This window comes from Pseudomonas sp. RHF3.3-3, assembly GCF_048069595.1.
In the GTDB taxonomy this organism is placed as follows: Bacteria; Pseudomonadota; Gammaproteobacteria; order Pseudomonadales; family Pseudomonadaceae; genus Aquipseudomonas; species Aquipseudomonas fuscovaginae_B.
This window is the reverse complement of sequence record NZ_CP182250.1, coordinates 6,854,381-6,881,066: the sequence shown is the minus strand read 5'-3', so window position 1 is coordinate 6,881,066 and position 26,686 is coordinate 6,854,381. Positions and strand designations below refer to the sequence as shown.

Here is a 26,686-nt window from a genome sequence, read left to right as displayed (position 1 = left end):
CGAATCCTGTAGGAGCCGGGCTTGCCCGCGAAGGGGCCATCAAGGCCGCCAAAAAGCTTCGCGGGCAAGCCCGGCTCCTACATCACTTGCTAAGGTTTGAAGCATGGAAATGCGCGCAGATGTGCTGATTGTCGGGGCCGGGATGGTGGGCAGTGCCCTGGCCCTGGCGTTGAAAGACAGTGGCCTGCAGGTGCTGCTGCTCGACGGCGGGCCGATGAGCGTCAAACCGTTCGATCCGCTGGCGCCGTTCGAAGCTCGGGTGAGTGCCCTGTCGGCCGCCAGCCAGCGCATTCTCGAGCGCCTGGGTGTATGGCCCGGCATTGCCGGGCGGCGCGCCAGTCCCTACCGCGACATGCAGGTCTGGGACGGCAGCGGTACCGGGCAGATTCACTTCTCGGCGGCCAGTGTGCATGCCGAGGTGCTCGGGCATATCGTCGAGAACCGGGTGGTCCAGGACGCCTTGCTCGATCGCCTGCACGACTGCGACATGGGCCTTCTGGCCAATGCGCGGCTGGAGCAGATGCGCCGCTCCGGCGATGACTGGCTGCTGACCCTGGCCGACGGTCGCAAGCTGCGTGCGCCGCTGGTGGTGGCCGCCGACGGCGCCAATTCGGCGGTGCGGCGCCTGGCCGGTTGTGCAACGCGGGAGTGGGATTACATGCATCATGCCATCGTGACCAGCGTGCGCAGCAGCCAGCCGCACCGGATGACCGCCTGGCAGCGTTTTACCGACGACGGTCCGCTGGCGTTCCTGCCGCTGGAGCGTGACGGCCAACAGGACTGGTGTTCGATCGTCTGGTCGACCACCCCGGGTGAGGCGGAGCGCCTGATGGCACTGGATGAAGCCAGCTTCCGCCATGAGCTGGAGCGCGCCTTCGAAGGGCGCCTCGGCGAGGTGCTTGCCGTTGACCCGCGTGTCTGCGTGCCCCTGCGCCAGCGTCACGCCAAGCGTTATGTCGCCGAGGGGCTGGCGCTGATCGGTGACGCGGCGCATACCATCCACCCGCTGGCGGGGCAGGGCGTGAACCTGGGTTTCCTCGATGCCGCGGTGCTGGCCGAAGTGCTGCTGCGGGCGGTCGAGCGTGGCGAGCGGCTGGCCAGTGTGAAGGTGCTCAGCCGCTTCGAGCGTCGGCGCATGCCGCACAACCTGGGGTTGATGGCGGCGATGGAGGGTTTCGAGCGGCTGTTCCAGGCCGACCCGCTGCCGTTGCGCTGGCTGCGCAATACCGGCTTGAGGGTGGTCGACCAGATGCCCGAGGCCAAGGCGCTGTTCGTGCGCCAGGCACTGGGCCTGACGGGGGATCTGCCGGAGCTGGCCAGGGCCTTGTAGGTGCCGGTTCCGGTGTGTCCGCGAAAGTGTTCTGGAGAGCGCTGAACGCTTCGCGGGCAAGCCCGGCTCCTACAGAAGCATGAGTCCTGAGGCGCCTTGATAGGGCAGGTGGGAAACCCGTGGTGAATCTGTGCAACATCTGGTAACGCCTCCGTGCCGACTTCGGTTGAGGGCGCAAATGTGAGTCACTATCATTTCGCGCTTACTTGCGCACTTGAGGGAACGCTCCCATGCCGGCACCGAAGCGTCTACTGACAGCCCTGGCCCTGGCCCTGACCCTGATGGCGGGCGCCGCCCACGCTGCCGATGAGGTGGTGGTCTACTCCTCGCGAATCGACGAACTGATCAAGCCGGTGTTCGATGCCTATACCCGGAAGACCGGGGTCAAGGTGAAATTCATTACCGACAAGGAAGCGCCGCTGATGCAGCGGATCAAGGCCGAAGGCGAGAATGCCACCGCCGACCTGCTGCTGACCGTCGATGCCGGCAACCTCTGGCAGGCCGAACAGATGGGTATCCTGCAGCCCTTCACCTCGAAGACGATCGACAGCAACATCCCGCTGCAGTACCGCTCCTCGGCCCATCAGTGGACCGGCTTGAGCCTGCGCGCGCGAACCCTGGCGTATTCCACCGAGCGGGTGAAACCGGCGGACCTGACCACCTACGAGGCACTGGCCGACAAGCAGTGGGAAGGCCGCCTGTGCCTGCGTACGGCGAAAAAGGTCTACAACCAGTCGCTGACCGCCACCCTGATCGAGGTGCATGGCGCCGAGAAGACCGAGCAGATTCTCAAGGGCTGGGTGAACAACCTGTCCACCGACGTGTTCTCCGATGACATCGCGGTGCTCGAGGCGATCAACGCCGGGCAGTGCGACGTCGGTATCGTCAACACCTACTACTACGGGCGCCTGCACAAGCAGAACCCGAACCTGGCGGTGAAACTGTTCTGGCCGAACCAGGGTGATCGTGGCGTGCACGTGAACCTGTCGGGGATCGGCCTGACCAAACATGCCCCGCACCCGGAAGCGGCCAAGGCGCTGGTGGAGTGGATGACCACGCCCGAGGCCCAGCGGATCTTCGCCGATGTGAACCAGGAGTTCCCGGCCAACCCGGCGGTGCCGCCGTCGGCGGAAGTGGCGAGCTGGGGCAAGTTCGTCCCCGACGCCCTGCCGGTGGAAATTGCCGGCAAGCGCCAGGCCGAGGCGATCCGCCTGATGGACCGCGCCGGCTGGAACTGACAACACCATCCTATCTCTTGTAGGAGCGCGGCTTGCCCGCGAATGAGGCGATGCGGTGTTCCAGTGGCACTGCGTCATCGTTCTTCGCGGGCAAGCCACGCTCCTACAAGGGCGCTCACACACAACCCCAACCGAGAAGTTTCTTGGCCCATCCCATCCAACGCCGCTGGTACCCCCTGGTCTTCGCCGTCGCGGCCCTGGTGCTGTTGCCGCTGAGCGTATTGTTGCTGTCCTGGCAGTCGATCGACGCGCAGATCTGGACCCACCTCTGGGATACCCAGCTGCCACGCCTGCTGGGCAACACCCTGACCCTGGTGGCTGGCGTCGGGGTCGGTGTGACCCTGCTGGGTGTCAGCCTGGCCTGGCTCACCAGCCTCTGCGAATTCCCCGGCCGGCGCTGGCTCGACTGGGCGTTGATGCTGCCCTTCGCCATTCCGGCCTATGTGCTGGCCTTCGTTTTCGTCGGTCTGCTGGATTTCTCCGGCCCGGTGCAGACCCTGCTGCGCGAAGTCTTTGGCAGCGGCCTGCGGCTGCCGCGGGTGCGCTCCACCGGTGGGGTGATCCTGGTGCTGGTGCTGGTGTTCTACCCCTATGTCTATCTGCTGGCGCGCAGCGCGTTCCTGGCCCAGGGCAAAGGCCTGATGGAAGCGGCGCGGGTGCTCGGCCAGTCGCCCTGGCAGGCGTTCTGGCGGGTGGCCCTGCCGATGGCGCGGCCGGCCATCGGTGCCGGGGTCGCGCTGGCGCTGATGGAGACCCTGGCGGATTTCGGCGCGGTGTCGGTGTTCAACTTCGACACCTTCACCACCGCGATCTACAAGACCTGGTACGGCTTCTTCAGCCTGTCCAGTGCCGCCCAGCTGGCCAGCCTGCTGCTGCTCGCGGTGATGCTGGTGCTCTATGGCGAGCGGCGGGCCCGCGGTGCCAGCCGGGCCGGCAACGAGCGGCCCCGGGGCAGTGCGCTGTACCGCCTGCATGGCCTGAAGGCCTGGGCGGCCAGCGGCTGGTGCCTGCTGGTGTTCGCCTGCGCTTTCGTCGTGCCATTGCTGCAACTGCTGGCCTGGTTCTGGCGGCGCGGGCGCCTCGACCTGGATGAGCGCTACACCGGGCTGATCCTGCATACCCTGTACCTGGGCGGCATGGCTGCGCTGGTGACCGTGGCGGTGGCGATGCTGCTGGCCTTCGCCCGTCGCCAGGCGCCGACCCGGGCGATCCGCAGTGGCGTCAGCCTGGCCAACCTCGGTTATGCGTTGCCCGGCTCGGTGCTGGCGGTGTCGATCATGCTCGCCTTCAGTTACCTGGACCGCGAACTGGTGATCCCGCTGTCGAGCTGGTTCGGCGGGGCCGGCAAGCCCCTGCTGCTGGGCAGTCTCTCGGCCCTGCTGCTGGCGTACCTGGTGCGTTTCATCGCGGTGGCCTACGGGCCCTTGGAAAACAGCCTGGAGCGCATTCGCCCGTCGTTGCCGGAGGCCGCTCGCAGCCTGGGGGTGGGCGGGCCGCGACTGTTTTTCAAAGTGTATCTGCCGCTGCTGTTGCCCGGTACCCTGAGTGCGGCATTGCTGGTGTTCGTCGATGTGCTCAAGGAAATGCCGGCGACCCTGCTGATGCGCCCGTTCGGCTGGGACACGCTGGCGGTGCGGGTCTTCGAGATGACCAGCGAGGGCGAATGGGCGCGGGCCTCGTTGCCGGCCCTGACCCTGGTGCTGGTCGGCCTGTTGCCGGTGATCGGCCTGATCCGGCGTTCGGCAAGGCAAATCGGTTAGGTGCCAGGTCGGTTCCTTGCGGCTACAATGCGCGGCATTCGGTGTGGTCCGTCTGACAGACCGGGTTCCGGAATACGGCTCAAGGCCCCATTCATAAAGGGCTGAAGCCAGTCCGGCGCCTGTCCGCACCTTCGCCACGCCCGGAAGGAGAAACCCATGGGACAGCGCACGCCTCTGTATGACCTGCACCTCGCCCTCGGTGCGAAGATGGTCGATTTTGGCGGTTGGGATATGCCTCTGCACTACGGCTCGCAAGTCGAGGAGCACCACCAGGTGCGTCGCGACTGCGGGGTTTTCGATGTCTCGCACATGACGGTGATCGACGTCGCCGGCAGCCAGGCCAAGGCCTGGTTGCAGCACCTGCTGGCCAATGATGTCGAGCGACTCGACAGCCCGGGCCGCGCGCTCTACAGCGCCATGCTCACCGAGCAGGGCGGGGTGGTCGATGACATGATCGTCTACCGCACGGATGCCGGTTACCGGCTGGTGGTCAACGCGGCCACCCGCGACCAGGACCTGGCGTGGATGAACGCCAGGCTCACCGGCTTCGATGTCCAATTGCTGGAGCGTCCCGAGCTGGCGATGCTGGCGATCCAGGGCCCGCAGGCCCGGCACCGGATCAGCGAACTGGTGAGCCAGTCCCGCAGCCAACTGATCCAGCAACTCAAGCCCTTCGAAGGCCGCAGTGACGGCGACTGGTTCATTGCCCGCACCGGCTACACCGGCGAGGATGGCCTGGAAATCGTGCTGCCGGCGCAGCAGGCCCCGGCGTTCTTCAACGACCTGGTCGGGGCCGGTATCTCGCCGATCGGCCTCGGTGCCCGCGATACCCTGCGCCTTGAGGCCGGGATGAACCTCTACGGCCAGGACATCGACCTGAATGTCTCGCCGTTGGCCTCCAACATGGCCTGGACCATCGCCTGGGAACCGGCGGGGCGCGACTTCATCGGCCGCGCTGCCCTCGAGGCCGAAAAGGCGGCCGGGCCAAGCCTCAAACTGGTCGGTCTGGTGCTGGAGGAGCGCGGTGTCTTGCGTGCGCACCAGGTGGTTCGTATCGCCGACGTTGGCGAAGGAGAGATCACCAGTGGTAGTTTCTCTCCTACGCTTAGCAAGTCGATTGCTCTGGCGCGTGTTCCCGCAGCTACGGCCGACCGCGCTGAAGTTGAAATTCGCGGCAAATGGTACCCGGTTCGCGTGGTAAAGCCGACGTTCGTGCGTCATGGCAAAACCCTGGTCTGATCTTATCCGGCGAGCCTGTGCCGCAGGCCGCTGACACTTTTTCTCGAGGACTCTTGAATATGAGCGTTATCCCTAGCGATCTGCGTTATGCCCAAAGCCACGAATGGGCCCGCCTGGAAGCCGATGGTACGGTGACCGTCGGTATCAGCGACCACGCTCAGGAGGCGTTGGGGGATGTGGTGTTCGTCGAGTTGACCGAAGTCGGCAAGACCTTCGCGGCAGGTGATGCGGCGGGTGTGGTGGAGTCGGTGAAGGCCGCTTCCGATATCTATGCACCGGTGTCCGGTGAAGTGATCGCGGTGAACGAGGAACTGGCCGATTCGCCGGAGCTGCTCAACGAAGAACCCTACGAGTCGTGGATCTTCAAGCTCAAGCCGAGCGACAAGTCCGAGCTGGACAAGCTGCTGGATGCCGCTGGCTACAAGGCCTCCATCGGCGAGTAAATCGGGCGCAAGGCCCTGGGGCCCTATTCGCGGGCAAGCCACGCTCCTACAGTTTTGAGTCGTCCGTAACTTTGTGTACGACCGACAACCTGTAGGAGCGTGGCTTGCCCGCGAATAGGGCAGGCGCCTCGGTCTCAGCGCGACAGCGCCGCCTTGACCGCAGTCACTGCGCGCTCGACATCGGCCTGGGTGATCACGTTGAACATCGGCAACGAAACGATCAGGCGACCGACCCGCTCGGCGATCGGGAACATGCCTTCCTTGAAGCCGCGGGCGCGGTACAGGCTCAGCAGGTGGATCGCCGGGTAGTGGTAGCCGATGCCGATGCCCTGCTGCTTCATGTCCTCCATGAAGGTATCCCGTGCCGGACGACCGTCCTGGCGCTCAGGCAGCACCAGCTGGAACATGTGCCAGTTGCTGTGGGTGAAGTCCTTCACCGGCAGTTGTGCGCCGTACTTCTCCTCGAAATCGCTGCCGAAGCACTCGAAGTAGTACTCGGCCATCGCCCGGCGATGGGCGGTGATGGCGTCGACCTGGGCGAACTGCCCCAGACCGATGGCCGCGGCGACGTCGGTCATGTTGAACTTGCCACCGAGCACGTCCACGTCCAGCCCGTCATGACCGCTGCGGGTCACGCCCTGCAGGCGATATTTCTCCGCCAGGCGTGCTTCCTCGGCATTGTTCAGCACCAGGCAACCGCCCTCGGAGGAGGTGATGTTCTTGTTCGCCTGGAAGCTGAACGAGACGAAGTCGCCGAGGGCGCCGATCTTCTGGCCTTTCCACTCCGAACCCAGGGCCTGGGCGGCGTCTTCGACGATGCGCAGGTTGTGCTTCTTCGCGATGGCGTAGAGGCGGTCCATGTCCACCGGCAGGCCGGACAGGTACACCGGGATGATCGCCCGGGTGCGTGGGGTGATGGCGGCCTCGAGCTTGTCCAGGTCGATGTTGCGGGTCACCGGGTCGATGTCGGCGAACACCGGGGTGGCACCGACCTCGATGATCACGTTGGCGGTGGCGACCCAGGAAATCGGCGTGGTGATGACTTCGTCACCCGGGCCGATGCCGGCGATCCGCAGGGCGATTTCCATGGTGCAGGTGCCGGAGTTGAAGGTCCGCACCGGACGCCCGCCGAAGTATTCCGACAACTGGGCTTCGAAGGCCGCCACCTTGGGACCGCTGGTGATCCAGCCGGAACGCAGGACGTCGGCGACCGAGGCAATGGTCGCTTCGTCGATGGTGGGTTTGGCGAAAGGCAGGAAAGGAAGTTGGCTCATGGGGTGGTGACGTCCGATGTTTAGAGGCCGGGAAATGTTCCACAGGCGGTAAAGAGTAGACAGCAATGCCGCGATGCCATCGATCATACTGATTTGATGTGAAATTTCGGTGCTTTTTGCTGTCCTGACGCTGAACGGATGCTTCGCGGCGGTCGGGGTGACGGGCTGCTATGCTGCTTGCACAGTGTTCGAAACGCGGTGCTTGCCCGTGTTGCCCAGCGCGCGCCGCCAGGAGAGAGCCCTAATGTCCCAGTTGCCGTCCCTGCGCCAGTTGCGAGACTCCCAGGCCTTTTTGCGCCGTCACCTGGGGCCCGATGCCAGCGAGCAGCAGGCGATGCTCGCCGCCCTCGGAGTGGCGAGCCGTGTCGAGCTGATCGAGCAGACGGTACCGCCGGCGATCCGCCTGAACCGCGAGCTGGAGCTGCCGGCGGCCCTCGACGAGCAGGCGGCGTTGAGCCGGCTGCGTGGCTACGCCGAGCAGAACCAGCTCTGGACCAGCCTGATCGGCATGGGCTACCACGGCACCCTGACGCCGACGGTGATCCTGCGCAACGTGCTGGAAAATCCCGGCTGGTACACCGCCTACACCCCCTATCAACCGGAAATCGCCCAGGGGCGGCTGGAAGCCCTGCTCAACTTCCAGCAGATGACCATCGACCTGACCGGCCTGGAGCTGGCCAACGCCTCGCTGCTCGACGAGGCCACTGCGGCAGCCGAGGCCATGGCCCTGGCACGGCGGGTGGCGAAGTCGAAAAGTAACCTGTTCTTCGTCGACGAGCACTGTCATCCACAGACCCTTTCCGTGGTGCGCACCCGTGCCGAGGGCTTCGGTTTCGAATTGCTCGTCGGCCCTGTGGATAACTTGAGCCAACACAAGGTGTTCGGCGCATTGCTGCAGTACCCGGATACCCATGGCAAGGTTCGCGACCTGCGGCCGTTGATCGAGCAACTGCATGCCCAGCAGGCGCTGGCCTGCGTGGCCGCCGACCTGTTGAGCCTGCTGCTGCTGACGCCCCCCGGCGAACTGGGTGCCGACGTGGTGTTCGGCTCGTCCCAGCGCTTCGGTGTGCCGATGGGCTATGGCGGGCCGCATGCGGCGTATTTCGCCACCCGCGACGAATACAAGCGGGCGATTCCCGGGCGCATCATCGGCGTCTCCCGGGATGCCCGCGGCAACCTGGCTCTGCGCATGGCGCTGCAAACCCGCGAGCAGCATATCCGCCGGGAGAAGGCCAATTCGAACATCTGCACGGCCCAGGTGCTGCTGGCCAACATCGCCGGTTTCTACGCGGTCTACCATGGCCCCGAGGGCCTGCGGCGCATCGCCCAGCGGGTTCATCGACTGACCTGCATCCTCGCCAGCGGCCTTGAGCGCAAGGGCATTGCTCGGCTCAACCGGCACTTCTTCGACACCCTGACTCTCGATGTCGGCGGCAGCCAGACGGCGATTCTCGAAAGCGCCCGGGCGGCGCGGATCAACCTGCGGATTCTCGGGCGCGGCCAGTTGGGCCTGAGCCTCGACGAAACCTCTGACGAAACCACGGTGGCGCGGCTGCTGGATATCTTCCTCGGGGTCGATCACGGGCTGGACGTCGCCGAACTGGACGCCGAGAGCCTCGATGCCGGTATCCCGGCGGAACTGCAGCGGACTTCCACGTACCTGACGCACCCGGTGTTCAACAGCCATCACAGCGAAACCGAGATGCTGCGCTACCTCAAGCAGCTGGAGAACAAGGACCTGGCCCTCAACCAGTCGATGATCCCGCTGGGCTCCTGCACCATGAAGCTCAATGCCAGCAGCGAGATGATCCCCATCACCTGGCCGGAATTCGCCAACCTGCACCCGTTCGCCCCCCGTGAACAGGCGGCGGGCTATACCGCGATGATCGCCGAGCTGGAGCGTTGGCTTTGCGCGATCACCGGCTTCGATGCGATCTGCATGCAGCCCAATTCCGGGGCCCAGGGCGAATACGCCGGGTTGCTGGCGATCCGCAAGTACCATGAAAGCCGCAAGCAGGGCGCGCGCGACATCTGCCTGATTCCGGCCTCGGCCCACGGCACCAACCCGGCCTCGGCGCAGATGGCCGGCATGCAGGTGGTGATCGTCGAATGCGACGATGCGGGCAACGTCGAGCTGGAAGACCTCAAGGCCAAGGCCCGGGAAGCCGGCGACAGGCTGTCCTGCCTGATGGCGACCTATCCCTCGACCCATGGCGTCTACGAGGAGGGTATCCGCGATATCTGTGAAGTTATCCACAACCATGGCGGCCAGGTGTACATGGACGGCGCCAACCTCAATGCCCAGGTCGGCCTGGCGCGTCCGGCGGATATCGGCGCCGACGTGTCGCACATGAACCTGCACAAGACCTTCTGCATCCCCCACGGCGGCGGTGGCCCGGGCATGGGGCCGATCGGCGTGCGTGCGCACCTGGCGCCGTTCGTCGCCAACCATCCGGTGGTGCCCATCGACGGCCCGCTGCCGCAGAACGGCGCGGTCAGCGCCGCGCCCTGGGGCAGTGCGAGCATCCTGCCGATCAGCTGGATGTACATCGCGATGATGGGGCCACAACTGGCCGACGCCAGCGAGGTGGCGATCCTGGCCGCGAACTACCTGGCGCAACAGCTCGGTGGGGCGTTCCCGGTGCTCTACAGCGGGCGCAATGGCCGGGTCGCCCACGAGTGCATCCTCGATCTGCGTCCCCTCAAGGCACAGACCGGCATCAGCGAGGAGGACGTGGCCAAGCGGTTGATGGACTACGGCTTCCACGCGCCGACCATGTCGTTCCCGGTGCCGGGGACGCTGATGGTCGAGCCGACCGAGAGCGAGTCGAAAGCCGAGCTGGACCGCTTCGTCGAAGCCATGCTGAGCATTCGCGCGGAAATTGCCGAGGTGCAGAGCGGCAACTGGTCCGCCGAGGACAACCCGCTCAAGCGGGCGCCGCACACCCTGGCGGATATCACCGAGGGCTGGGAACGTCCCTACAGCATCGCCCAGGCGGTCGTGCCGACGGCGCACACCCGGGCCCACAAGTACTGGCCGACGGTGAACCGGGTGGACAACGTCTACGGCGACCGCAACCTGTTCTGCGCCTGTGTACCGCTGGACGACTATCGCTGAGCGCATCGCATGATGAAAAACGCCGACTGATCATCGGCGTTTTTCATCGATTCAAGCTGCAAACCTGGCGATCACTCTTCGGCCAGGGCGTTCTTGGCCAGGATCGCATTGGCCAGCTCCATGTCGCTGGCCTTCAGGTCCGGGTTATCGGCCCGCACTTTCTGCATGGCGGCTTCCAGGTAGGGTCCACGGATCGCGCCATCGCTGGCGACGAAGCTGCCGGCGTCATCCTGTGCGGCGACGATCAGCTTGTGGTCCTTGAAGGTCAGGTAGGTCGAGCCGGTGGTTGCGCCGGACGAAATGACGTTGCGCCAGAAGCCGTCGGCCATGGCCGAACCAATCGGGAGGGACAGCAACGCCAGGGTGGCGACAGCATATTTGAGACGCATGATGGTGACTCCGCTTGGGGTGATATGCAGCATTGGATTGTGCTCACCGAGACGGAGTTCCATTGCCCTCATTCAACTGTTTCGACCTGCAGGACGGTGCCGTGCTGCGCGATCACCCGGACCCGTGCGCCCACCTCGGCATCCGGGCCGGTGACCAGCCACACACCGTCGCCGACCTTGATCTTGCCGCGCCCGCCGCTGATCGGCGAATGCACCACGAAGACCCGGCCGATCAGCTCATGGCCGCGTTCGTTGAGCCCCGGCTGGTCGCTGACGATGTTGGCGGCGCGCTGGCGCTTCCACCAGAACACCGCGGTCAACACCGACAGCAGGCCGAACAGCAGGAACTGCAGGGTCCATGGCAGGCCGGGGATGACGAAGGTCAGCACACCGACCACCGCGGCGGCGATGCCGACCCACAGCAGGTAGCCGCCGGTGCCGAACACCTCGAGGATCAGCAGCAGGGTGCCGAGGGCCAGCCAGTCCCAGAAGGACAGATGTTGCAGGAATTCCCACATGGCCGTTGCCTCAGGTCTTCTTGCCGTCGAAGGTGGCCTTGACGATTTCGCCGATGCCGCCGACCGCGCCGATGACCTGGCTGGCCTCCAGTGGCATGAGGATCACCTTGCTGTTGTTGGCCGAGGCCAGCCGGCCCAGGGTTTCGACGTACTTTTGCGCGACGAAGTAGTTCACCGCCTGGACGTTGCCGTTGGCGATCGCCTCGGACACCACCTGGGTGGCGCGGGCTTCCGCCTCGGCCTGCCGCTCGCGGGCCTCGGATTCGAGGAAGGCGGCCTGGCGGTTACCCTCGGCCTCGAGGATCTGCGCCTGCTTCTTGCCCTCGGCGGTGAGGATCGCCGAGGCGCGCAGGCCTTCGGCTTCGAGGATCTGCGCACGCTTGACCCGCTCGGCCTTCATCTGCCCGGACATCGCCGCCATCAGGTCGGCGGGCGGGCTGATGTCCTTGATCTCGATCCGGGTGATCTTGATGCCCCACGGCGCGGTGGCTTCATCGACGGTGCGCAGCAGGCGCTCGTTGATGGTGTCGCGCTGGCCGAGCATGGCATCGAGCTCCATGGAGCCGAGCACGGTGCGGATGTTGGTCTGCAACAGGTTGCGGATGGCATGTTCGAGGTTGTTCACCTCGTACGCGGCTTGGGCGGTGTTGACCACCTGGAAGAAGCACACGGCGTCGATCTGCACCGTGGCGTTGTCGGAGGTGATGACTTCCTGCGGCGGGATGTCCAGCACGCTTTCCATCACGTTGATCTTGCGCCCGATGCGGTCCATGACCGGGACGATGATGTTCAGGCCCGGCTTGAGGGTGGTGGTGTAGCGGCCGAAGCGCTCCACCGTCCATTGGTAGCCCTGGGGTACGACCTTGAAGCCCATGAAGACGATGGCGATGGCCAGGCCGACGAAGAGCAGAAGTACGCTGCCGATTTGCATGACGATTCCCTGTTCAAGTGATTACCGAGATACCGATAATGAGCTGATTGTAGCGACTCTGGCCCAGGAATAAGTGTGTCATTTGTGTTCAAGCCTGTAGGACGCAGCCCGTGCTAAGGTGCGGGTCATCGACTCTGCCGCGAGCACCCGATTGCGATGATCTTCGGTCCCGATCCGTCCGCCATCCTGTTCATTTTCCTGCTGGCCGCGCTGGCCGTGGTCAGCACGATCGGACTGCTGTGGGTGCTGGTGGCCCTGCTGTTCGCGCGTACGCGCCGTCACCTGCGGCGCAATTCCTGGCGCTACGGCTGCCTGATCGTGCCGGGCCTGATCTTCGCCGGGCTGGGCGGGGCGATGTTGCGGGAGTTCCAGCGCCTGGACGCGGCGTCCGAGGCCGAGCGCCAGGCGCTGAATCCGCGGTTGCAGGCCGAGCTGCGCCTGGGCGAGCTGAGCTTCCCGGCGGGCAGCCAGGCGCATCTGGGCACCCTCGACCCCGAGGACTGGCAGGGGAAACCGCAGGCGCACGGTCTGGACAGCCTGAAGTCGATCGAACTGGCAGCGCCCATCGAGATCCGGGGGATGCCGGTGTCGGCGATCGACTTCTCGCCGGGCTACAGCGATTCCAGCGTGCGCCTGGAACACGACCAGGTCATACAGGATTGGCCCTGTGCCGCAGGCACCTGGGCGAGTTTCCGGCGCGAGGCGCAGGACACGTACCGGCCGAGCCGCTGGCGTTTCAAGGAGTGCGCCCTGGTCCCCGGCGTGGGCGTGGCCGGCGTGACCTGGCCAGCTGGCACTGTGCTGCATGGCGACCGGGAGGGCTGGATGCTGCGCGCCGAAGACGCCGACAACCTCGACATCGCCCTCGATGGCCTGCACCTGTCCTCGCTGCGCATGTACCTCGACAGTCAACGGCGCACCGAGAGGTGGGATGGGCAACTGGCCCGTTCCACCACCCTGGGCGAGTGGCTTTATCCACAGGGCACGCGGGTGCGCGGCGACGAACGCGGCGCCTGGCTGTTCAGCCCGACCGGCGAGCAGGACGCGATCAACCGGCGCACCGGCGAGCAGATCGCCGAAGGACATTCGATTCTCCAGCGGCGCGGCGATGCCGCCCCGGTGAGCATCAAGCCCAACAGCGAGGTCGGGGTGATCGACTGGTTCGTCCTCACCCCGGCGAAATGAAGTGTTGCCCGCTCAACGTTGCTCGCTCTGGGGAGTGACCCGCAGCACCTCCTCGATGGTGGTCAGCCCCGCCGCGACCTTCTGTGCGCCGGACAGGCGCAGGCTGCGCATGCCTTCCTTGAACGCCTGGCGGCGCACCGCCAGCAGGTCGGTGTCGGCATGGATCAGCGCCTTGACGCTGTCGCTGAGCAGCATGATCTCGTAGACCCCGGCGCGGCCGCGGTAGCCGGTGTCGCGACATTCCAGGCAGCCGACCGCCTGTTGCGCGCCGCTGGGCAGGGGCGCCTGCCAGGGGCGGGTGAGGGTCTGCCAATCCTCCTCCGACAGCTCGTGCGGCGCCTTGCAGTGCGGACACAGGGTGCGTACCAGGCGCTGGGCCATGACCCCGAGCACGGTAGCCTTGATCAGGTAGTGCGGTACGCCCAGTTCGAGCAGGCGACTGATGGCGCTCGGCGCATCGTTGGTGTGCAGGGTCGACAGCACCAGGTGGCCGGTCAGGGCGGCCTGGATCGCCATCTCGGCGGTTTCCAGGTCGCGGATCTCGCCGATCATGATGATGTCGGGGTCCTGGCGCATCAGCGCGCGCACGCCGCTGGCGAAGGTCAGGTCGATATTGTGCTGGACCTGCATCTGGTTGAAGGCCGGCTCGACCATCTCGATCGGGTCCTCGATGGTGCAGAGGTTGACCTCCGAGGTCGCCAGTTTCTTCAGGGTGGTGTACAGCGTGGTGGTCTTGCCCGAGCCGGTGGGGCCGGTGACCAGGATGATGCCGTTGGGCTGGCGGGTCATGTCCTGCCAGCGGCGCAGGTCATCGGCGCAGAAGCCGAGCTGGTCGAAGTCCTTGAGCAATACCTCCGGGTCGAAGATCCGCATCACCATCTTCTCGCCGAACGCGGTCGGCAGGGTCGACAGGCGCAGCTCGACCTCGCCGCCGTCGGGGGTCTTGGTCTTGACCCGGCCGTCCTGTGGCTTGCGCTTTTCCGCGACGTTCATCCGGCCCAGGCTCTTGAGCCGGCTGACGATCGCCATGGTCACCTGGGGCGGGAACTGGTAGACGTTGTGCAGCACGCCGTCGATGCGAAAGCGCACGGTGCCCTGCTCGCGGCGCGGCTCGATGTGGATATCGCTGGCGCGCTGCTGGAAGGCGTACTGGAACAGCCAGTCGACGATGTTGACGATGTGCGCGTCGTTGGCGTCCGGCTCCTGGTCGCTGGCGCCGAGGTTCAGCAGCTGTTCGAAGTTGCCCAGGTTGTGGCCTTTCTGGTCGACCGTGCTGGCGCCGCTGACCGACTTGGCCAGGCGGAAGAACTCCACGGTATAGCGCTGGATATCCACCGGGTTGGCCACCACCCGCCGGATCGGCAGCTTGAGCACATGGCTCAGGTCGGCTTCCCAGCTGCGCACATGGGGCTGGGCGCTGGCCACGGTCACGCCGTCGTGATCGACCGCCACGGCCAGGATCTTATGGCGCTGGGCGAACGCATAGGACATCAGCGGCATGATCGCGGCGACGTCGATCTTCAGCGGGTCGATGCGCAGGTAGGGTTGGCCGGCCTGTTGGGCCAGCCACAGGGTCAGGTTTTCCAGGTCCAGCGGCTTGCCGGGGCGGCTCAGGTCGGGCAGGTGCTGGCTGGCGATGAACTCCAGGGGATGCAACTGGCTGTTCTGCGAGTTGCGCCGGGTGGTCATGGCGTGTTCGGCCGAGTCCTGGCTGATGAATCCCTGGCTGACCAGGTCGCGTAGCAGTTCGTTGAGGTCCAGCCAGTGATCCTGGTTGAGAGAGGCGACGGGCATGCGGGCTCCTGTTCGGGCGGTCAGTAGTCCCTGTCTGACCGTGAGAAAGCAAGAATAGTCGCGAGGTTGCCCGAAGTCTGTGCCGAGACCGGAACGAGGCGTGCGATTTTTTCTCCGTCGGCTCAGCCCGCCGCCTGCAGCCGCGTTGGCTGGGCCTGTGCCGCCGGCTGCAGGTGCACGGCAAACACGCTGATGAGGTTGCGCATCTTTTCGCCGATCACTTCGGCACGGTGCCAGCTCAGGCCATCCAGCTCCAGCTCGATCAGAAACACGCCATCGTCCTGGCGGGCCTGCACCTGCAGGGGCGTGAGCAACTGCAGGGCGAACAGGTTGAGCAGGCGGCAGAGCAGGTCCGGTTCGACCTCGGCCCGGACCTGGTACTGCACCCGGCAGTGCTCGTTGTGCGGGGACCAGGTATCGGGGCGTGAAGGCGTCAGGGGGTCGCGGCTGTACATGGTCTATTTCCTCGATCGGCTGGAGAAAGTTTTACATGTCGAGCCGGGTATTTCTTATCTATCATGGGCGAATTTCGCACCATGGCGACTTGTATTATTCACTGATAAGGCGATTCGAGGTTTTTCTATGCAGAGTGAGCTTGATGCGTACGATCGGCGGATCCTGGCGTTGCTGCAGGAGGATGCCTCGCTGTCCAGCGCGCAGATCGCCGAGCAGGTGGGCTTGTCCCAGTCGCCCTGCTGGCGGCGGATCCAGCGGCTCAAGGATGAAGGGGTGATCCGCAGCCAGGTGGCCCTGCTCGATCGGAAAAAGATCGGCCTCAACACGCAGATTTTCGCCGAGGTGAAACTCAATGCCCACGGTCGCTCCAACTTCGCCGAATTCACCGAGGCGATCCGCGGTTTTCCCGAAGTGCTGGAGTGCTACGTGCTGATGGGCGCGGTGGACTTCCTGCTGCGCATCGTCACGGCCGATATCGAGGCCTACGAGCGGTTCTTCTTCGAGAAGCTGTCGCTGGTCCCGGGTATCCAGGAGGTCAACTCCATCGTCGCGCTGTCCGAGATCAAGTCCACCACCAGCCTGCCGGTGTTGCGTCCCTGAGGGCTCACCGGCCCGCGGGCCGCGGCATCTGCAACAACGCCTTGACGATGGCCTCGCTCCAGGCCCGGTAGCCGGTGAGGGTCAGGTGCTGGCCGTCGATGGTCGCCCACTGGCCCTTGCCGGAGAACTGCAGCGAGTCGATGTAGCGGCAGGGCGCGACGCTCTTGCCGAGGAAATCCGACATCGTCCGCACCCGTTCATAGGTCTTGCCGTATTTGCCGCCCTCGCTGCCCCAGCTCGGTCCGACCCAGACACAGGGGCTGTGGTGGTCGGCTAGGGCTTTCACCAGGCTGTTGGTCTGTTGCCAGATCCAGGCCTTGGGAAAGCTCGGCTTGTCGTAGCTGGCCATGGTGTCGCCCATGACGATCACGGTGATATCGGGCTTGTCGCTGTCGAGCAGTTGGCCGATCGGCCGGGTCGTCGCATTGTCCAGCACCGTGGCCTCGGCGCTGCCCCGGCGTTCGGCGCCGCCGCAGGGGCTGGGGGTCGCCTTGAGCCAGTCGCCGGCGCTGGCACCGCAGATGCCGATGGAGTGGACCTGGGCACCCTGGCGGCTGAGGGCCTCGTGCAGCGGGTTGAGCAGGAAATCGGGGGTCGCCAGGTGGCTGTCGCCGATGATCAGGACGGTCAGGCCCGCCAGGACCGATGAAGTGGCCATGTTGCACGCTCCCGCAGTTCAATTGGAGTAGGGCGAACGGTACGGGCTGACCGGCAGGGCCATCGGCCCGCTGATCTTCTCGAACAGGTAGCGCAGGTACAGCCCGGCGGTGACCTGGCGGTAATCCTGGGCGTTGTCCACACCCAGCTCGCCGCCCAGCAGCAGGTTCGAACCGAGCCGATATTCGCCCGCCGCGTTCAGGTTGTAGCCGACCCCGGTACTGCTCTTGCCGGGGTACTTGAGGTCGTTGGCAGCCTGTTCGGCGCGGTGTCCGGGAAAGTAGTCGGCGCCTTTCTGGTTGATGTACTGCACCCCCAGCGCGCCGTTGAGCCGATAGCTGAAGCGCTCGGAGCGCTGCGACCAATTGACCGGCACCGCCACGGAGAAGAACGTCTGCGGGCTGAAGTAGCCGCCGTGGCCGTAGGTGAAGAAGCCCTGGTTGTTTTCATAGGACAGCACCATGGTGCTCAGGCCCACGGTCAGCTTCTCGTCGGGCTGGTTGTCCAGGTACCAGTAGAGGCCGCCGCCCAGTTCGGCGCGGGTGTTGTCCTCGACGTTGTGGCCGACCAGCTTGTGCAGGGCGCCATAGCCATACAGGCCGACTTCCTGATCGTCGTAGCCGAGCAGCGCGCGCCCGCCGTTGGCCGTCACGCCACCCCAGCTGATGCCGGTGCGGCGGTCCTTCGCGCCGGCGAAGGAGGTCAGGCTGTCGGTGACCGGCCGCCGCGACAGGGCGATGCTGTAGTGCATGTTCGGGCTGGAGACCAGCGGCTGTTCCAGGCTGATGCCGCCGATCACGGTGTTGTAGGTGAAGCCCACGGGACTGACGCCGATGTCCGCCTTGATCCCGTGGGGCGGGCTGTCCACGGCGACCGCCAGCCCGACGCCATTGGCCTGCTGCGAGCCGGGGGAGCCGCTGGGCAGGCCGCTGCCGAAGCGGCCGAGGCTGTAGTCGTGGGCGCTGCCGGCGTGCAGCGAGACCGGGGTCACCCGCAACGCGACCCGATTGTCACCGGCCGGCAGGTTGGCTTCGAACGGTGCCTCGACATCGGTCAGCTTGCTCAGGCCCGACTCGTTATTGTTGCTGCGCACGCTCAGGCCCTGGGCGACATAGGCGCTGCGTTCCTGGAGAATTTCGTTCAGCGCCAACTGCGCCGGGCTCAGATCCTGCTGCGCGGCTTCGCCTGCACGGCGGCCGGCGGCGAAGGGATTGCCGACCGGTGCCGGATCGTCGTCCAGAAGACTATCGGCGCTTTCATAGCGTGAGGGTGCCAGGGACGGATCGGGCGGCATGCTCTCGGCCGACTCATTGTCGGAACGCAACGGGTCCTCACTGCGGACCGCGACTCGGCGGGGTTGTCCCGGCAGGTCGAGGAAGGGGTTGTCGCCGTCGCTGTCCGCCCTGTCGAGCGCCGGGTTGGCGCGCCGCTGGCTGCCCTCGATGGCCACGGCCTGGCGCAGCAGGTCGGCGGCCTCGGAACTCTTGCCCATGGCGCGATAGGTGGCGGCGGCGCTGGTCAGCACCTTGGGCACGCCCGGCTTGAGAACCAGGGCGCTCTTGAGGGCCTTTTCCGCCCGCGCGTTGTCGTGGGCCTGGGCGGCCAGGCTGGCGACGCTCAGTTGCAGGTCGGCATTGCGCGGATCGTTTTCCAGCAGCGGCTTGTACAGCGCCATGGCCTTGGCGTTGTTGCCGCTGGCGCTGTACAGCCGCGCCAGGGCCGCGTTCGCCTGGGGATCGCGCGGTGACTGGCGCAGGATCGGCTTGAGCAGGTCGTAGGCGGCCACCAGGTTGCCTTTCTCGCGCAACTGGTCGGCCTGCCGGATGCGGTACAGCTTCACCAGGGAGGCGTAATGCCGGCGATCGCTGTCGCTCAGGCGTGTCCCCTGCAGGTTGCGCAGGATGTCGGCGGCGTCGTTGTCCTGGTCGGCCTTGAACAGGATGTCGGCGTAGAGCAGTTGCAGCTTGCTGGCGGGGTTGGGTGAGCGCTCCACCAGGTCGCGCATCAGCGCCACGCCCTGTTGTGGCTGGCCGGCATCGAGGTAGGCCGCAGCCAGGATCGCCACGCGCTCGGGCCTGCCCTCGGTCAGGGCCTGGCTGCGGGCGAGCAGGGCCTGGGCCTCGTGCTGCTGGCCACGCCGGAGGTTGGCGACGGCGGCGTCGGTCTGCACGTGCAGGGCGATTTCCTTGCCCAGCTCGTCCATTTCGCGGCTGCGCCGCGCCGCAGGGATACGCGCGAGGCTGGCCTGGGCGTCCTGCCACTCGCCCAGTTGCGCCGCCAGCAGGGTGCGGGTGTAGAGCGCGTCGGGCTGATCGGGGTGGCGCTTGAGCAGGTCATTGATCTGCTCCCGGGCAGCCTGGGTGCGGCCCTGGCCGAGGTAGATCCGCGCCAGGGCGAAGCGTGTCCAGGCATTGCCGGGGTCATCCGCGAGTGCCTGCCGGTAGGCCTGTTCGGCGGCCCTCAGGTCGCCGCGTTGTTCGGCTACCCGGGCCACCTGGGTGGCGCGCAGCGAACGGACCGACACCTCGGCGTTCAGTCGCGCCTGGGCCGTCGCTGACAGCGAGTCGATCAGCTTGAGCGCCTCATCGGCCTTGCCCTGCTGCGCCAGTACCGCGATCAGGCCGTTGAGGGCCTGGGGGTCGTCGCGGTGGCTGGCGAGGATTCGCCGGTAGGCGGCCTCGGCCTTCGCCAGTTGGCCGTCCTGCGCCTGCAGGTTGGCCAGCGCCACCTGGCTGGACGATTGCCCGGGGTTCTGGCGGGCAGCCCGCTCGATCATCTGGCGCGCCTGGTCCTGGCGCCCGGCTTTCTGGGCCGCGCTCGCGCCGGCCATCAACCGCCAGTAGCGCACGTTGTCCAGCGCCTGTCGCCAGGGCTGCCCGCCGGGCTGGCGGGTGGCCCGGACCAGCAGGTCCTCGGCTTCGTCCAGGCGCTCCTGTTTCTGCCGCACGATGCCCAGGCCGCCGAGTGCGTCGGGGTCGTCGGGTTTTTCCTGGAGGCGCGCCTGAAACGCCTGCTCAGCGGCGGCCAGGTCGCCGGCCTCGAGGGCCTGCAGGCCGCGGGCGTCCTGTGGGTCGCGGCGCCAGGCCGCAGCTTTCGCGGTGCTGGTGTTGCTGCGGGTGAGGGCCTTGCCCTTGTTCATCAACTCGCGGATTTCCCGGTCGTCCGGGTGGGTGGCGAGGAACTGCTCGAACAGCGGCACCTGCGCCGGTGCCGGCGGGCCGATCCAGGTCAGGGCGAAGCGCCAGGTCTCATTGGCGTCGCTACCGACATCCTTGTCCCTGGCCAGTACGGCCAGGCGACGGATGCCTTCGGCGCGGGTGTCGAGGTTGCGCACCATGTGCTTGGCCAGGAACAGTGCCGCGGCACGGTCGTCGGGGTGTTCGCGCAGCAGCCGTTCGAGCCCGTTGCGGGCTTCCTGTTCGCCGCCACGGGTGTAGCCCAGCAGGAAGTAGAACTCGCGGGCCAGGTCGCCCTGCGGCTGGCGGCCATTGAACAGTTGCCGGTAGACCTTCACCGCGTCGTCGTACTGGTTGCCGTCGACCAGTTTTCGCGCGCGGGCCAGCAACTGCGCCTGTTCGTCGTTGCCCAGGGCGATGTCCTGCTCCAGTTGTTGCGCCTGGCGTGGCGGCGGTACCAGCGCCTGCAGGCGGGCGAGGTACTGGCGGGCCTCGTCCGGACGCTTGAGCTGCACGTTGCCCAGGCCCAGGCCATAGAGGGCCTCGGGCTGGTCCGGGGCGAGCAGCAGCAGTTTGTTCCAGGCATCCATGGCCCGGTCGGGATTGTGCTGGGCCTGCCAGTAGCGGCCCTGCTCGATCAGTTGGGCCTGTGGGTCATCGGCGGCTCGTGCCGCCGTGCCGGCCAGGGCGAGCAGCAGCGCCAGCGGCAGGCTGCGGCGCAGGTGCGTGCGCCTCGCCAGCCGGCTCATGACAACCGCCGCTTGGCCTGGGCCCGCAGGCCGAGGAAGATCAGCGCGCAGAGCAGGACAAAGCCGAGCAGGACGCTGAACAGCAGCCAGCCGACATGCCGCGACAACAGCAGCTGCAGATGCCGGAACCAGCCCAGGTGGCCGACGTAGTACGGCTAGTCGGCGGTCAGGCTGGTGACCTGTTTGTCCTGGACCACCGCCAGGCGGCCCTGGATCTGATCCTTGTAGTCGTCGCCGCCGATCATCGCCGCTGTCACCTCTTGCAGCCGGGCCGGCTCGCTGCTGGCGATCACCACCACGCTGCGCCCGCCCTTGAGTGGCGATTCGAAACCGGCCAGGTAGGGCGTGCCGCTGCCCGACCAGGCCAGGGCGGTGCGGGTCCTGCGGATCGCCGCCTCGCTGTCGGGGCTGAACCAGTCGTGGATGCGCAGGGCCAGGTCGCTCAGGTCGAAGAAGTGATGGCTGCTTTCGCTGCGCGCCGGCAGTGCCTCGGCCCAGCGCTTGAGCAGCGGCTGGTCACCGCCGGCGGCCAGGACCAGCATGTCCTTCTCGCTGACCGTGTCGATGTTGCGGGCCTGGATCACCTGGACGCCGGTGGTCGGGTAGCCGGTGGAGTCGCCGAAGCGGCCGAACACGGTGAGGTAGGCGCTCAGCACTTCCGGGCCCGGGTTGTCGGGCATGACCACGGCGGTTTCCGCGAGATCGGCGAGGCGGGTGAAGGGGAAGCCGCTGTCGCGGAACTTGGCCAGGTCGGGCATCGGCGTGTAGTGATCCAGGCCGCTGAGGTCGAGGGTCGAGTCCGGCTCGATCTGGCCGCGCATGTCCTCGACGATGACGTCGCGGCATTCGCCCTGCTTGACGTAGTCGTACATGTAGCGCAGTTGCAACTGGGCCTTGAAGGTGGAGATGTCCAGCGGCAGGAACATGCTCGCTTCGCGGGGCAGGCTGTCGTCGGTCTTCAGCCATTCCAGCCACTGGGGTTCGCCGTTCAGGTTGGCGATCGACGGCAGTTGCATGGAACGGATCAGGTGGTCGTTGAGGTGCACCAGCAGCGCCGAATTGGTCGAGAACTGCTGCGGGGTGTAGCGATACTTGAGCTGCAGCGGCACGCCGCGGTTACGCCACTCGAACAGGTCCGGCGGCAGGCGCAGCGGCACGATGATTTCCCGCGGGTTGTAGCCGGAGACATGCAACTGCTGAGCGTCCACCAGCTCGCCGAGCTTCACCGGCCGGTCGGCCGGCAGCCAGTTGGGCGCATCGTAGGGCCGCCGGGCCGGTACCGGGTCCAGGCGATCGATCAGCGCGGTCGCGCCGGACAGGGCCTTGCTGCCCAGGGCGACGGCGAGGGCGGCGGTCTTGAGTTCGGCGTCGTTGCGACCGCTGATCACCAGCAGCTTGCCGTAGGGGTCGTTGGGGTTGGTCATCATGGTGACGCTGGGGCCGGTGGCCGGGTTGCCCGACAGTTCGCCCAGGGGCAGCGCCTCGCGCCGGGTCGCCAGCACGATGGCACTGCCTTTGGCCGGCAATTGGCCGACGCTGGCGGGGAAGGTCGCGGTGCGGTAGCTGGCCAGCGCGCCGAACTTCGATGACAGCGCGGCGGCCGCTTCCAGTTTGGCGAGGCCCGGGGCCGTGTCGAAGACGAACGGCAGCGTCAGCGGCCGGGCATCGTGGCGATCGAAGAACGGCGCCGGCAGCAGGGCCAGGTCGTTCTTCAGGGCGATCGGCGAGTACTGGATGTTCAGTTGGCTGTCATTGCTGACCCTGGCCCACAGGCTCGAATGCAGCGGGTCTTCGCACTGCATGGTGTAGTGGCCGATCAGTTGCAGGTCGATCCGGTTGAAGTCGGTGATCAGCCGTGCCGGAATCTCGACCACCTTCTCCAGGTCCTTGCCGGCCTCTTCCCTGGGCAGCGGCAGGCTGGCGGCGACCTTGTCGTTGACCAGCACGTTGAGCTGCGACAGGTCGGGCAGCATGGAGGGCGAATAGCTGAAGCGCAGCACCAGTTGCACGCCGGTGACGACCTGGTCGGCGCGGATGCCGAAGTCGGCGCTGTCGGTGGACTCGACCCCCTTGAGGTACATCGGGTCGCGACGTCCCAGCTGCTTGAACGTCAGGCTGTAGCTGTTGCCCGGGTTCGTCTGGGGCTGAGCGGCCGCCGTGTTGCCATGGACCTCGGCTTGCGAGAGCGCCCTGCCGGTGTCGGGGAGCAGGCTGCAGCAGGCCAGCAGAGCCAGGGCATAACGGGTGCAGCGTCCCGCGCTGCCAACGGAGGAGGTCGTGGTCATGGCGTGTCCAGGGCGGCGGTGGAGGAGGAGTGGCGGCGGGCGATGGGCAGCGTGGGCAACAGGCGTACGCTGGCCTTGAGCAGTTCGGCAATGCCGTGCAGGCCGATGGTGCTGACTTCTCGCAGGGCCGCGAGGGGCGAGTCCGGTTTGCCGCTGCCCCAGTTCATGGCCCAGGTATCGGCGCGGGCGAAGGTCAGGTGGACCAGGTCGCTTTGCTGACGCAGGGTCATCGGGTCGAACTGGATACCGATGGTGCTGCCCTGGCTGGAAACCACGGTGCCGTCGAAGTCGTAGTGTTGGGCATGGCGGAACAGCGAGACCCGCAGGCGTTCGCCGCGCGGGATCGATTGTCCCTGCGCGAGCCGGAGCCCCAGGCCATGTTGCGAGAAATCCTCGGTGGTGCTCTGCCACTGCCTGCCGTCGGCCAGTTGCAGGCTGACCGGCAGTTGCGCCTCGACCCGCGGCTCGCTGCGGATCTGCCGGCTCTCGCTGGCGACCGCCAGGGCTGCGCTGGTCACCATGACGTTGTACAGCGCCCAGACCTGGTTGAGCAGGACGGTGATGTCGGTGGTGTCGTCGGCACCGATGTAGTCGTAGAGGCCGAACAGCACCCCGGCGATGTTCAGGAGCAGCAGCACGATGTAGGGGCGGGCCATCTTCCAGTCGAAAAACTCCGGATGCAGGTCGCCGCCCTTGTCGGTGACGTTGAAGTGCCCGGAGCGTGGCCGGATCATCGCCATCAGCACCGGTGGCAGGATGTACCAGGCCAGCACCGTCTCGTAGACCTCGTTCCAGTACGAATGGCGGAACCGGCCCTGGATGCGCGAGTTGGTCAGGTTGGCCAGCAGCAGGTGCGGGAACGCGTAGGCGGCGACCATCAGCGGTGCGGCGTGGAAGATCTGCGCGCCGAAAATCAGGTAGGCCAGGGGCGCGGTGAGGAACACCATGCGCGGGAAGCCGTAGAAGAAGTGCAGCATGGCGTTGGTGTAGCAGACGCGCTGGCCGAGGGTCAGCCCGCGGCCGAGCATGGGGTTGTCGGTGCGGAAGATCTGGGTCATGCCGCGGGCCCAGCGGATGCGCTGGTTGATATGTCGCGACAGGTTCTCGGTGGCCATGCCGGCCGCCTGTGGCAGGGCCAGGTAGGCGGTGTTGTAGCCGGCACGGTTGAGCTTGAGCGAGGTGTGGGCGTCTTCGGTCAGGGTGGTTTCGTCCATGCCACCGACGGCCTCCAGCGGTGCCCGCCGCATCAGCGCACAGGAGCCGCAGAACATCGCCGCGTTCCACAGGTCGTTGCCGTCCTGCACCAGGCCGTAGAACAGCTCGCCCTCGTTGGGCACCGAGTGCCAGGTGTCGAGATTTTTCTCGAACGGGTCGGGCGAGAAGAAACAGTGCGGGGTCTGCAGCATCGCCAGCCGGGGGTCCTTGAGGAACCAGCCCATGGCGATCTGCAGGAAGGAGCGCGACGGCACGTGGTCGGCGTCGAAGGCGGCGATGTACTCGCCGTGGGTCACCCGCAGCGCGGCGTTGAAGTTGCCGGCCTTGGCATGCAGGTTGTTGTCGCGGGTCAGGTAGTGGGCACCGACGCTTTCGCAGAACTCGCGAAACTCCTCGCGGTGGCCGTCGTCCAGCACATGGACCCTGAGCTTGTCCTCGGGCCAGTCCAGCCCCTGGGCGGCGAACACCGTGACCTTGACGATCTCCAGCGACTCGTTGACCGTGGTGATGAACACGTCGACGCTGGGCCATTGCTCGGGGGCCTGGTCGAGCAGGATCGGCCGGCGCCGCAGCGGCCAGGCGGTCTGCACGTAGCCGAACACCAGCACCACCAAGGCGTAGAGTTCGGCCACCACCAGGGTGTAGCCGAACAGGGTGTCGTGGAAGTTTTCCAGCTGCAGGGTTTCGCTCAGGCGCCAGTACATGTAGCGCAGCGAGGCGATCAACGACAGGCTGATCATCGCGATGATCGGCAGGCGCCCCTCGAAGCGCCGCAGCAGCAGCGCCGCAATCACCAGCAGCAGGCCGAGCAGGGCCTGCTGGGACAGGCTGGCCGGCGCGCTGATGACGCCGGCAAGCACCACCGCGCAGAGCAGCGCAGCGATCCACAGGAGTACCCGGCGCAGGCGCTCGGGCCATTGCCGGGCGCGCCTGAAGCTGGTGCCGAGCAGACGTTCGACGCGGCGTTCGAGGGTCATGGCAGGCGTGGCTCCAGTTGGTCGTAGAGTTTGTCGGCGATGGCCAGGATGTCCTGGCAGCCGCGGGCGTCGGCGCTCTGTTCGAACGGATTGCATTCGTAGGCCAGGGCCTCGGAGATGGCGTCGTCCCAGGCGACGGTGCCGAGCAGCTGGGGCTTGAGCTGGTTTTCGAGGATCTGCGCGATGTCCACGGACAGCGCATGGGAACTGTCCACGCCGTTGATCACGAACCGGCAGCTGGCGGGCCGCTCGCCGCCCAGGTGCGGGGCGAGGGTGTTGACCAGGTGTTCCAGTGCGGCATGGGAGGCGGCATCGGGTCGGACTACGGCGACGATCAGGTCGGCCATGTGCAGGGCCTGTTCCTGGAACACGCTGCTGCCGGCCGGGGTATCGATGATCAGCGTGTCGTGCCGGCCCAGGTGCAGGGGCGCCAGGTGCCGGGCGAGCCAGAGCGGGTCGTCCTCGAGTTGGCGTTCGAGGCCATGCAATTGCTGCGGTTCGCTTTCGCCGAAGGGCAGCAGCCGGGTGCTGGCGTAGCCGGTCTGGGCCAGCTCCTGCCAACTGCGCTGCTCCAGGCTGGCGCGGCAGATCCCGGCGGCCTGGGGAAGGATGCCCAGGTGCCGATGCTGGGGGTTCTGCGGGTCGAGTTCGAGGACCACGGCCTGGCGGTCGGCGCTGTTGAGCAGGATCGCCAGCAGGCTGGCCAGGGTGCTGCGGCCCACGCCGCCACGAGTCGAGACCACCGCGACAATCCGTGCCGCGACGTGGGGCATGACCGGCGTCTGCCGGTGTTGCTCGGCCTGGGCCTGGCGCTGCCGGGCGAGATCGGTGAGCAGCGTGCGCAGGGAGGGCGACGAGGCCGGCTCGGCGACTGCGGGAGGCACCGCCAGGCTTGGCGTTTCGGCGGGTGTTGGCGCTGGAGGCGGTGGGCTGGGCGCGGGGAGAGGCTTTTCGGTGAAGGCCCGGGCCACCTCGATTTCCCGATAGCGGTCGGTGCTGGCCCCGAACTTGCGCATCAGGTTTCTGACATCATCGTCGTCTGAAGGCTGCATGACAGTATCCGTACCATTCCAGAAGAACTTGAAAGGGGACAGATACGGCTAATCACACAATGCCGTCGTACTGCGTGCCGTTTGGCAAACGATGGTGTTCTTAAAGGTGTCGCCTGTGTGTCTTGTCGATAGAACCTGAGGGACTTGGCAATGTTCCTGAAGGTTTTATCGCGCTGGTCAGGTTCAAATGTAGACCAGATTTTCCGCTGCAAGGAATTTTTGCTGGAAAGCGCAGGTGTCGAGCCTGCTCGCGAGATATAGGCGACCTTGATGGTCTCTTCGCGGGCAAGCCCTGCTCCT

18 protein-coding genes and 1 pseudogene are annotated in these 26,686 nt (G+C 66.3%); 8 read left to right on the top strand and 11 right to left on the bottom strand.

Annotated features, from left to right (window positions below):
* Positions 1–109 precede the first annotated feature (109 nt).
* From ACMGT0_RS30340 to gcvH, 5 genes are all read left to right on the top strand, one after another.
* Entirely contained in the window at positions 110–1,330 is a 1,221-nt protein-coding gene (locus ACMGT0_RS30340; protein ID WP_416773583.1) for a 2-octaprenyl-3-methyl-6-methoxy-1,4-benzoquinol hydroxylase, read from the top strand.
* Positions 1,331–1,560: 230 nt separating this feature from the next.
* A complete protein-coding gene (locus ACMGT0_RS30335; protein WP_416770929.1) occupies positions 1,561–2,568 on the top strand; it encodes an extracellular solute-binding protein in 1,008 nt (335 codons plus the stop codon).
* Between the two features lie 143 nt (positions 2,569–2,711).
* On the top strand, positions 2,712–4,328 hold the full coding sequence (locus ACMGT0_RS30330; protein WP_416770928.1) for an ABC transporter permease: 1,617 nt from the start codon (positions 2,712–2,714) through the stop codon (positions 4,326–4,328).
* A 156-nt stretch (positions 4,329–4,484) separates the two neighbouring features.
* Complete coding sequence (gene gcvT / locus ACMGT0_RS30325; protein WP_054061164.1) at positions 4,485–5,567, top strand: glycine cleavage system aminomethyltransferase GcvT; 1,083 nt, start codon at positions 4,485–4,487, stop codon at positions 5,565–5,567.
* A 59-nt stretch (positions 5,568–5,626) separates the two neighbouring features.
* Positions 5,627–6,010, top strand: a complete 384-nt coding sequence (gene gcvH, locus ACMGT0_RS30320) for a glycine cleavage system protein GcvH (protein WP_054061165.1) — start codon at positions 5,627–5,629, stop codon at positions 6,008–6,010.
* A gap of 134 nt (positions 6,011–6,144) precedes the next feature.
* Here the strand turns inward: gcvH and ACMGT0_RS30315 are convergent, their stop codons facing one another.
* Positions 6,145–7,284, bottom strand: a complete 1,140-nt coding sequence (locus tag ACMGT0_RS30315) for a DegT/DnrJ/EryC1/StrS family aminotransferase (RefSeq protein ID WP_054061166.1) — start codon at positions 7,282–7,284, stop codon at positions 6,145–6,147.
* Positions 7,285–7,528: 244 nt separating this feature from the next.
* Between ACMGT0_RS30315 and gcvP the strand changes: the two genes are divergently transcribed.
* Positions 7,529–10,402 carry an aminomethyl-transferring glycine dehydrogenase gene (gcvP, locus tag ACMGT0_RS30310; protein ID WP_416770925.1) on the top strand — a complete coding sequence of 958 codons (2,874 nt, stop codon included), beginning with the start codon at positions 7,529–7,531 and terminating at the stop codon, positions 10,400–10,402.
* Positions 10,403–10,473: 71 nt separating this feature from the next.
* Here gcvP and ACMGT0_RS30305 read toward each other — a convergent pair whose 3' ends face one another.
* From ACMGT0_RS30305 to ACMGT0_RS30295, 3 genes are all read right to left on the bottom strand, one after another.
* Positions 10,474–10,791, bottom strand: coding sequence for a DUF2388 domain-containing protein (locus ACMGT0_RS30305; RefSeq protein WP_054061175.1), 318 nt, complete (start codon positions 10,789–10,791; stop codon positions 10,474–10,476).
* A gap of 68 nt (positions 10,792–10,859) precedes the next feature.
* A complete protein-coding gene (locus ACMGT0_RS30300) occupies positions 10,860–11,309 on the bottom strand; it encodes an NfeD family protein (RefSeq protein ID WP_054061168.1) in 450 nt (149 codons plus the stop codon).
* A gap of 10 nt (positions 11,310–11,319) precedes the next feature.
* Positions 11,320–12,240: an SPFH domain-containing protein gene (locus ACMGT0_RS30295; RefSeq protein ID WP_054061169.1), complete on the bottom strand. Its 921-nt coding sequence runs from the start codon at positions 12,238–12,240 to the stop codon at positions 11,320–11,322.
* A gap of 156 nt (positions 12,241–12,396) precedes the next feature.
* On the opposite strand from ACMGT0_RS30295, the gene ACMGT0_RS30290 reads away from it, so the two are divergent.
* Entirely contained in the window at positions 12,397–13,425 is a 1,029-nt protein-coding gene (locus ACMGT0_RS30290) for a hypothetical protein (RefSeq protein WP_416770922.1), read from the top strand.
* Between the two features lie 12 nt (positions 13,426–13,437).
* On the opposite strand, the gene ACMGT0_RS30285 is transcribed toward ACMGT0_RS30290, so the two are convergent.
* Positions 13,438–15,219, bottom strand: coding sequence for a GspE/PulE family protein (locus tag ACMGT0_RS30285; protein WP_054061171.1), 1,782 nt, complete (start codon positions 15,217–15,219; stop codon positions 13,438–13,440).
* Positions 15,220–15,341: 122 nt separating this feature from the next.
* A complete protein-coding gene (locus ACMGT0_RS30280; RefSeq protein WP_416770920.1) occupies positions 15,342–15,674 on the bottom strand; it encodes a hypothetical protein in 333 nt (110 codons plus the stop codon).
* A 127-nt stretch (positions 15,675–15,801) separates the two neighbouring features.
* Between ACMGT0_RS30280 and ACMGT0_RS30275 the strand changes: the two genes are divergently transcribed.
* On the top strand, positions 15,802–16,275 hold the full coding sequence (locus tag ACMGT0_RS30275) for an Lrp/AsnC family transcriptional regulator (protein WP_054061173.1): 474 nt from the start codon (positions 15,802–15,804) through the stop codon (positions 16,273–16,275).
* A 4-nt stretch (positions 16,276–16,279) separates the two neighbouring features.
* Here the strand turns inward: ACMGT0_RS30275 and ACMGT0_RS30270 are convergent, their stop codons facing one another.
* The 5 genes and pseudogenes from ACMGT0_RS30270 to bcsQ all read right to left on the bottom strand — a co-directional run bounded on the left by ACMGT0_RS30270 (position 16,280) and on the right by bcsQ (position 26,386).
* Complete coding sequence (locus ACMGT0_RS30270) at positions 16,280–16,933, bottom strand: SGNH/GDSL hydrolase family protein (RefSeq protein WP_054061174.1); 654 nt, start codon at positions 16,931–16,933, stop codon at positions 16,280–16,282.
* A gap of 18 nt (positions 16,934–16,951) precedes the next feature.
* On the bottom strand, positions 16,952–20,857 hold the full coding sequence (locus tag ACMGT0_RS30265; protein WP_416770917.1) for a cellulose synthase subunit BcsC-related outer membrane protein: 3,906 nt from the start codon (positions 20,855–20,857) through the stop codon (positions 16,952–16,954).
* Positions 20,854–23,142, bottom strand: a pseudogene (bcsB, locus tag ACMGT0_RS30260) (cellulose biosynthesis cyclic di-GMP-binding regulatory protein BcsB). The gene ACMGT0_RS30265 and the pseudogene bcsB overlap by 4 nt, the downstream one beginning before the upstream one ends.
* On the bottom strand, positions 23,139–25,334 hold the full coding sequence (gene bcsA, locus ACMGT0_RS30255) for a UDP-forming cellulose synthase catalytic subunit (RefSeq protein ID WP_416770915.1): 2,196 nt from the start codon (positions 25,332–25,334) through the stop codon (positions 23,139–23,141). Before bcsA ends, bcsB begins: the two are co-directional and overlap by 4 nt.
* On the bottom strand, positions 25,331–26,386 hold the full coding sequence (gene bcsQ / locus ACMGT0_RS30250) for a cellulose biosynthesis protein BcsQ (RefSeq protein ID WP_416770913.1): 1,056 nt from the start codon (positions 26,384–26,386) through the stop codon (positions 25,331–25,333). Before bcsQ ends, bcsA begins: the two co-directional genes overlap by 4 nt.
* Positions 26,387–26,686: the final 300 nt, after the last annotated feature.

Bases quoted from the DNA above. Each gene is read 5' to 3' on its own strand.
- ACMGT0_RS30340 (WP_416773583.1), top strand. From the start codon at position 110: ATGCGCGCAGATGTGCTGATTGTCGGGGCCGGGATGGTGGGCAGTGCC.
- ACMGT0_RS30335 (WP_416770929.1), top strand. From the start codon at position 1,561: ATGCCGGCACCGAAGCGTCTACTGACAGCCCTGGCCCTGGCCCTGACC.
- gcvT (WP_054061164.1), top strand. From the start codon at position 4,485: ATGGGACAGCGCACGCCTCTGTATGACCTGCACCTCGCCCTCGGTGCG.
- gcvH (WP_054061165.1), top strand. From the start codon at position 5,627: ATGAGCGTTATCCCTAGCGATCTGCGTTATGCCCAAAGCCACGAATGG.
- ACMGT0_RS30315 (WP_054061166.1), bottom strand. From the start codon at position 7,284: ATGAGCCAACTTCCTTTCCTGCCTTTCGCCAAACCCACCATCGACGAA.
- gcvP (WP_416770925.1), top strand. From the start codon at position 7,529: ATGTCCCAGTTGCCGTCCCTGCGCCAGTTGCGAGACTCCCAGGCCTTT.
- ACMGT0_RS30305 (WP_054061175.1), bottom strand. From the start codon at position 10,791: ATGCGTCTCAAATATGCTGTCGCCACCCTGGCGTTGCTGTCCCTCCCG.
- ACMGT0_RS30300 (WP_054061168.1), bottom strand. From the start codon at position 11,309: ATGTGGGAATTCCTGCAACATCTGTCCTTCTGGGACTGGCTGGCCCTC.
- ACMGT0_RS30295 (WP_054061169.1), bottom strand. From the start codon at position 12,240: ATGCAAATCGGCAGCGTACTTCTGCTCTTCGTCGGCCTGGCCATCGCC.
- ACMGT0_RS30290 (WP_416770922.1), top strand. From the start codon at position 12,397: ATGATCTTCGGTCCCGATCCGTCCGCCATCCTGTTCATTTTCCTGCTG.
- ACMGT0_RS30285 (WP_054061171.1), bottom strand. From the start codon at position 15,219: ATGCCCGTCGCCTCTCTCAACCAGGATCACTGGCTGGACCTCAACGAA.
- ACMGT0_RS30280 (WP_416770920.1), bottom strand. From the start codon at position 15,674: ATGTACAGCCGCGACCCCCTGACGCCTTCACGCCCCGATACCTGGTCC.
- ACMGT0_RS30275 (WP_054061173.1), top strand. From the start codon at position 15,802: ATGCAGAGTGAGCTTGATGCGTACGATCGGCGGATCCTGGCGTTGCTG.
- ACMGT0_RS30270 (WP_054061174.1), bottom strand. From the start codon at position 16,933: ATGGCCACTTCATCGGTCCTGGCGGGCCTGACCGTCCTGATCATCGGC.
- ACMGT0_RS30265 (WP_416770917.1), bottom strand. From the start codon at position 20,857: ATGAGCCGGCTGGCGAGGCGCACGCACCTGCGCCGCAGCCTGCCGCTG.
- bcsA (WP_416770915.1), bottom strand. From the start codon at position 25,334: ATGACCCTCGAACGCCGCGTCGAACGTCTGCTCGGCACCAGCTTCAGG.
- bcsQ (WP_416770913.1), bottom strand. From the start codon at position 26,386: ATGCAGCCTTCAGACGACGATGATGTCAGAAACCTGATGCGCAAGTTC.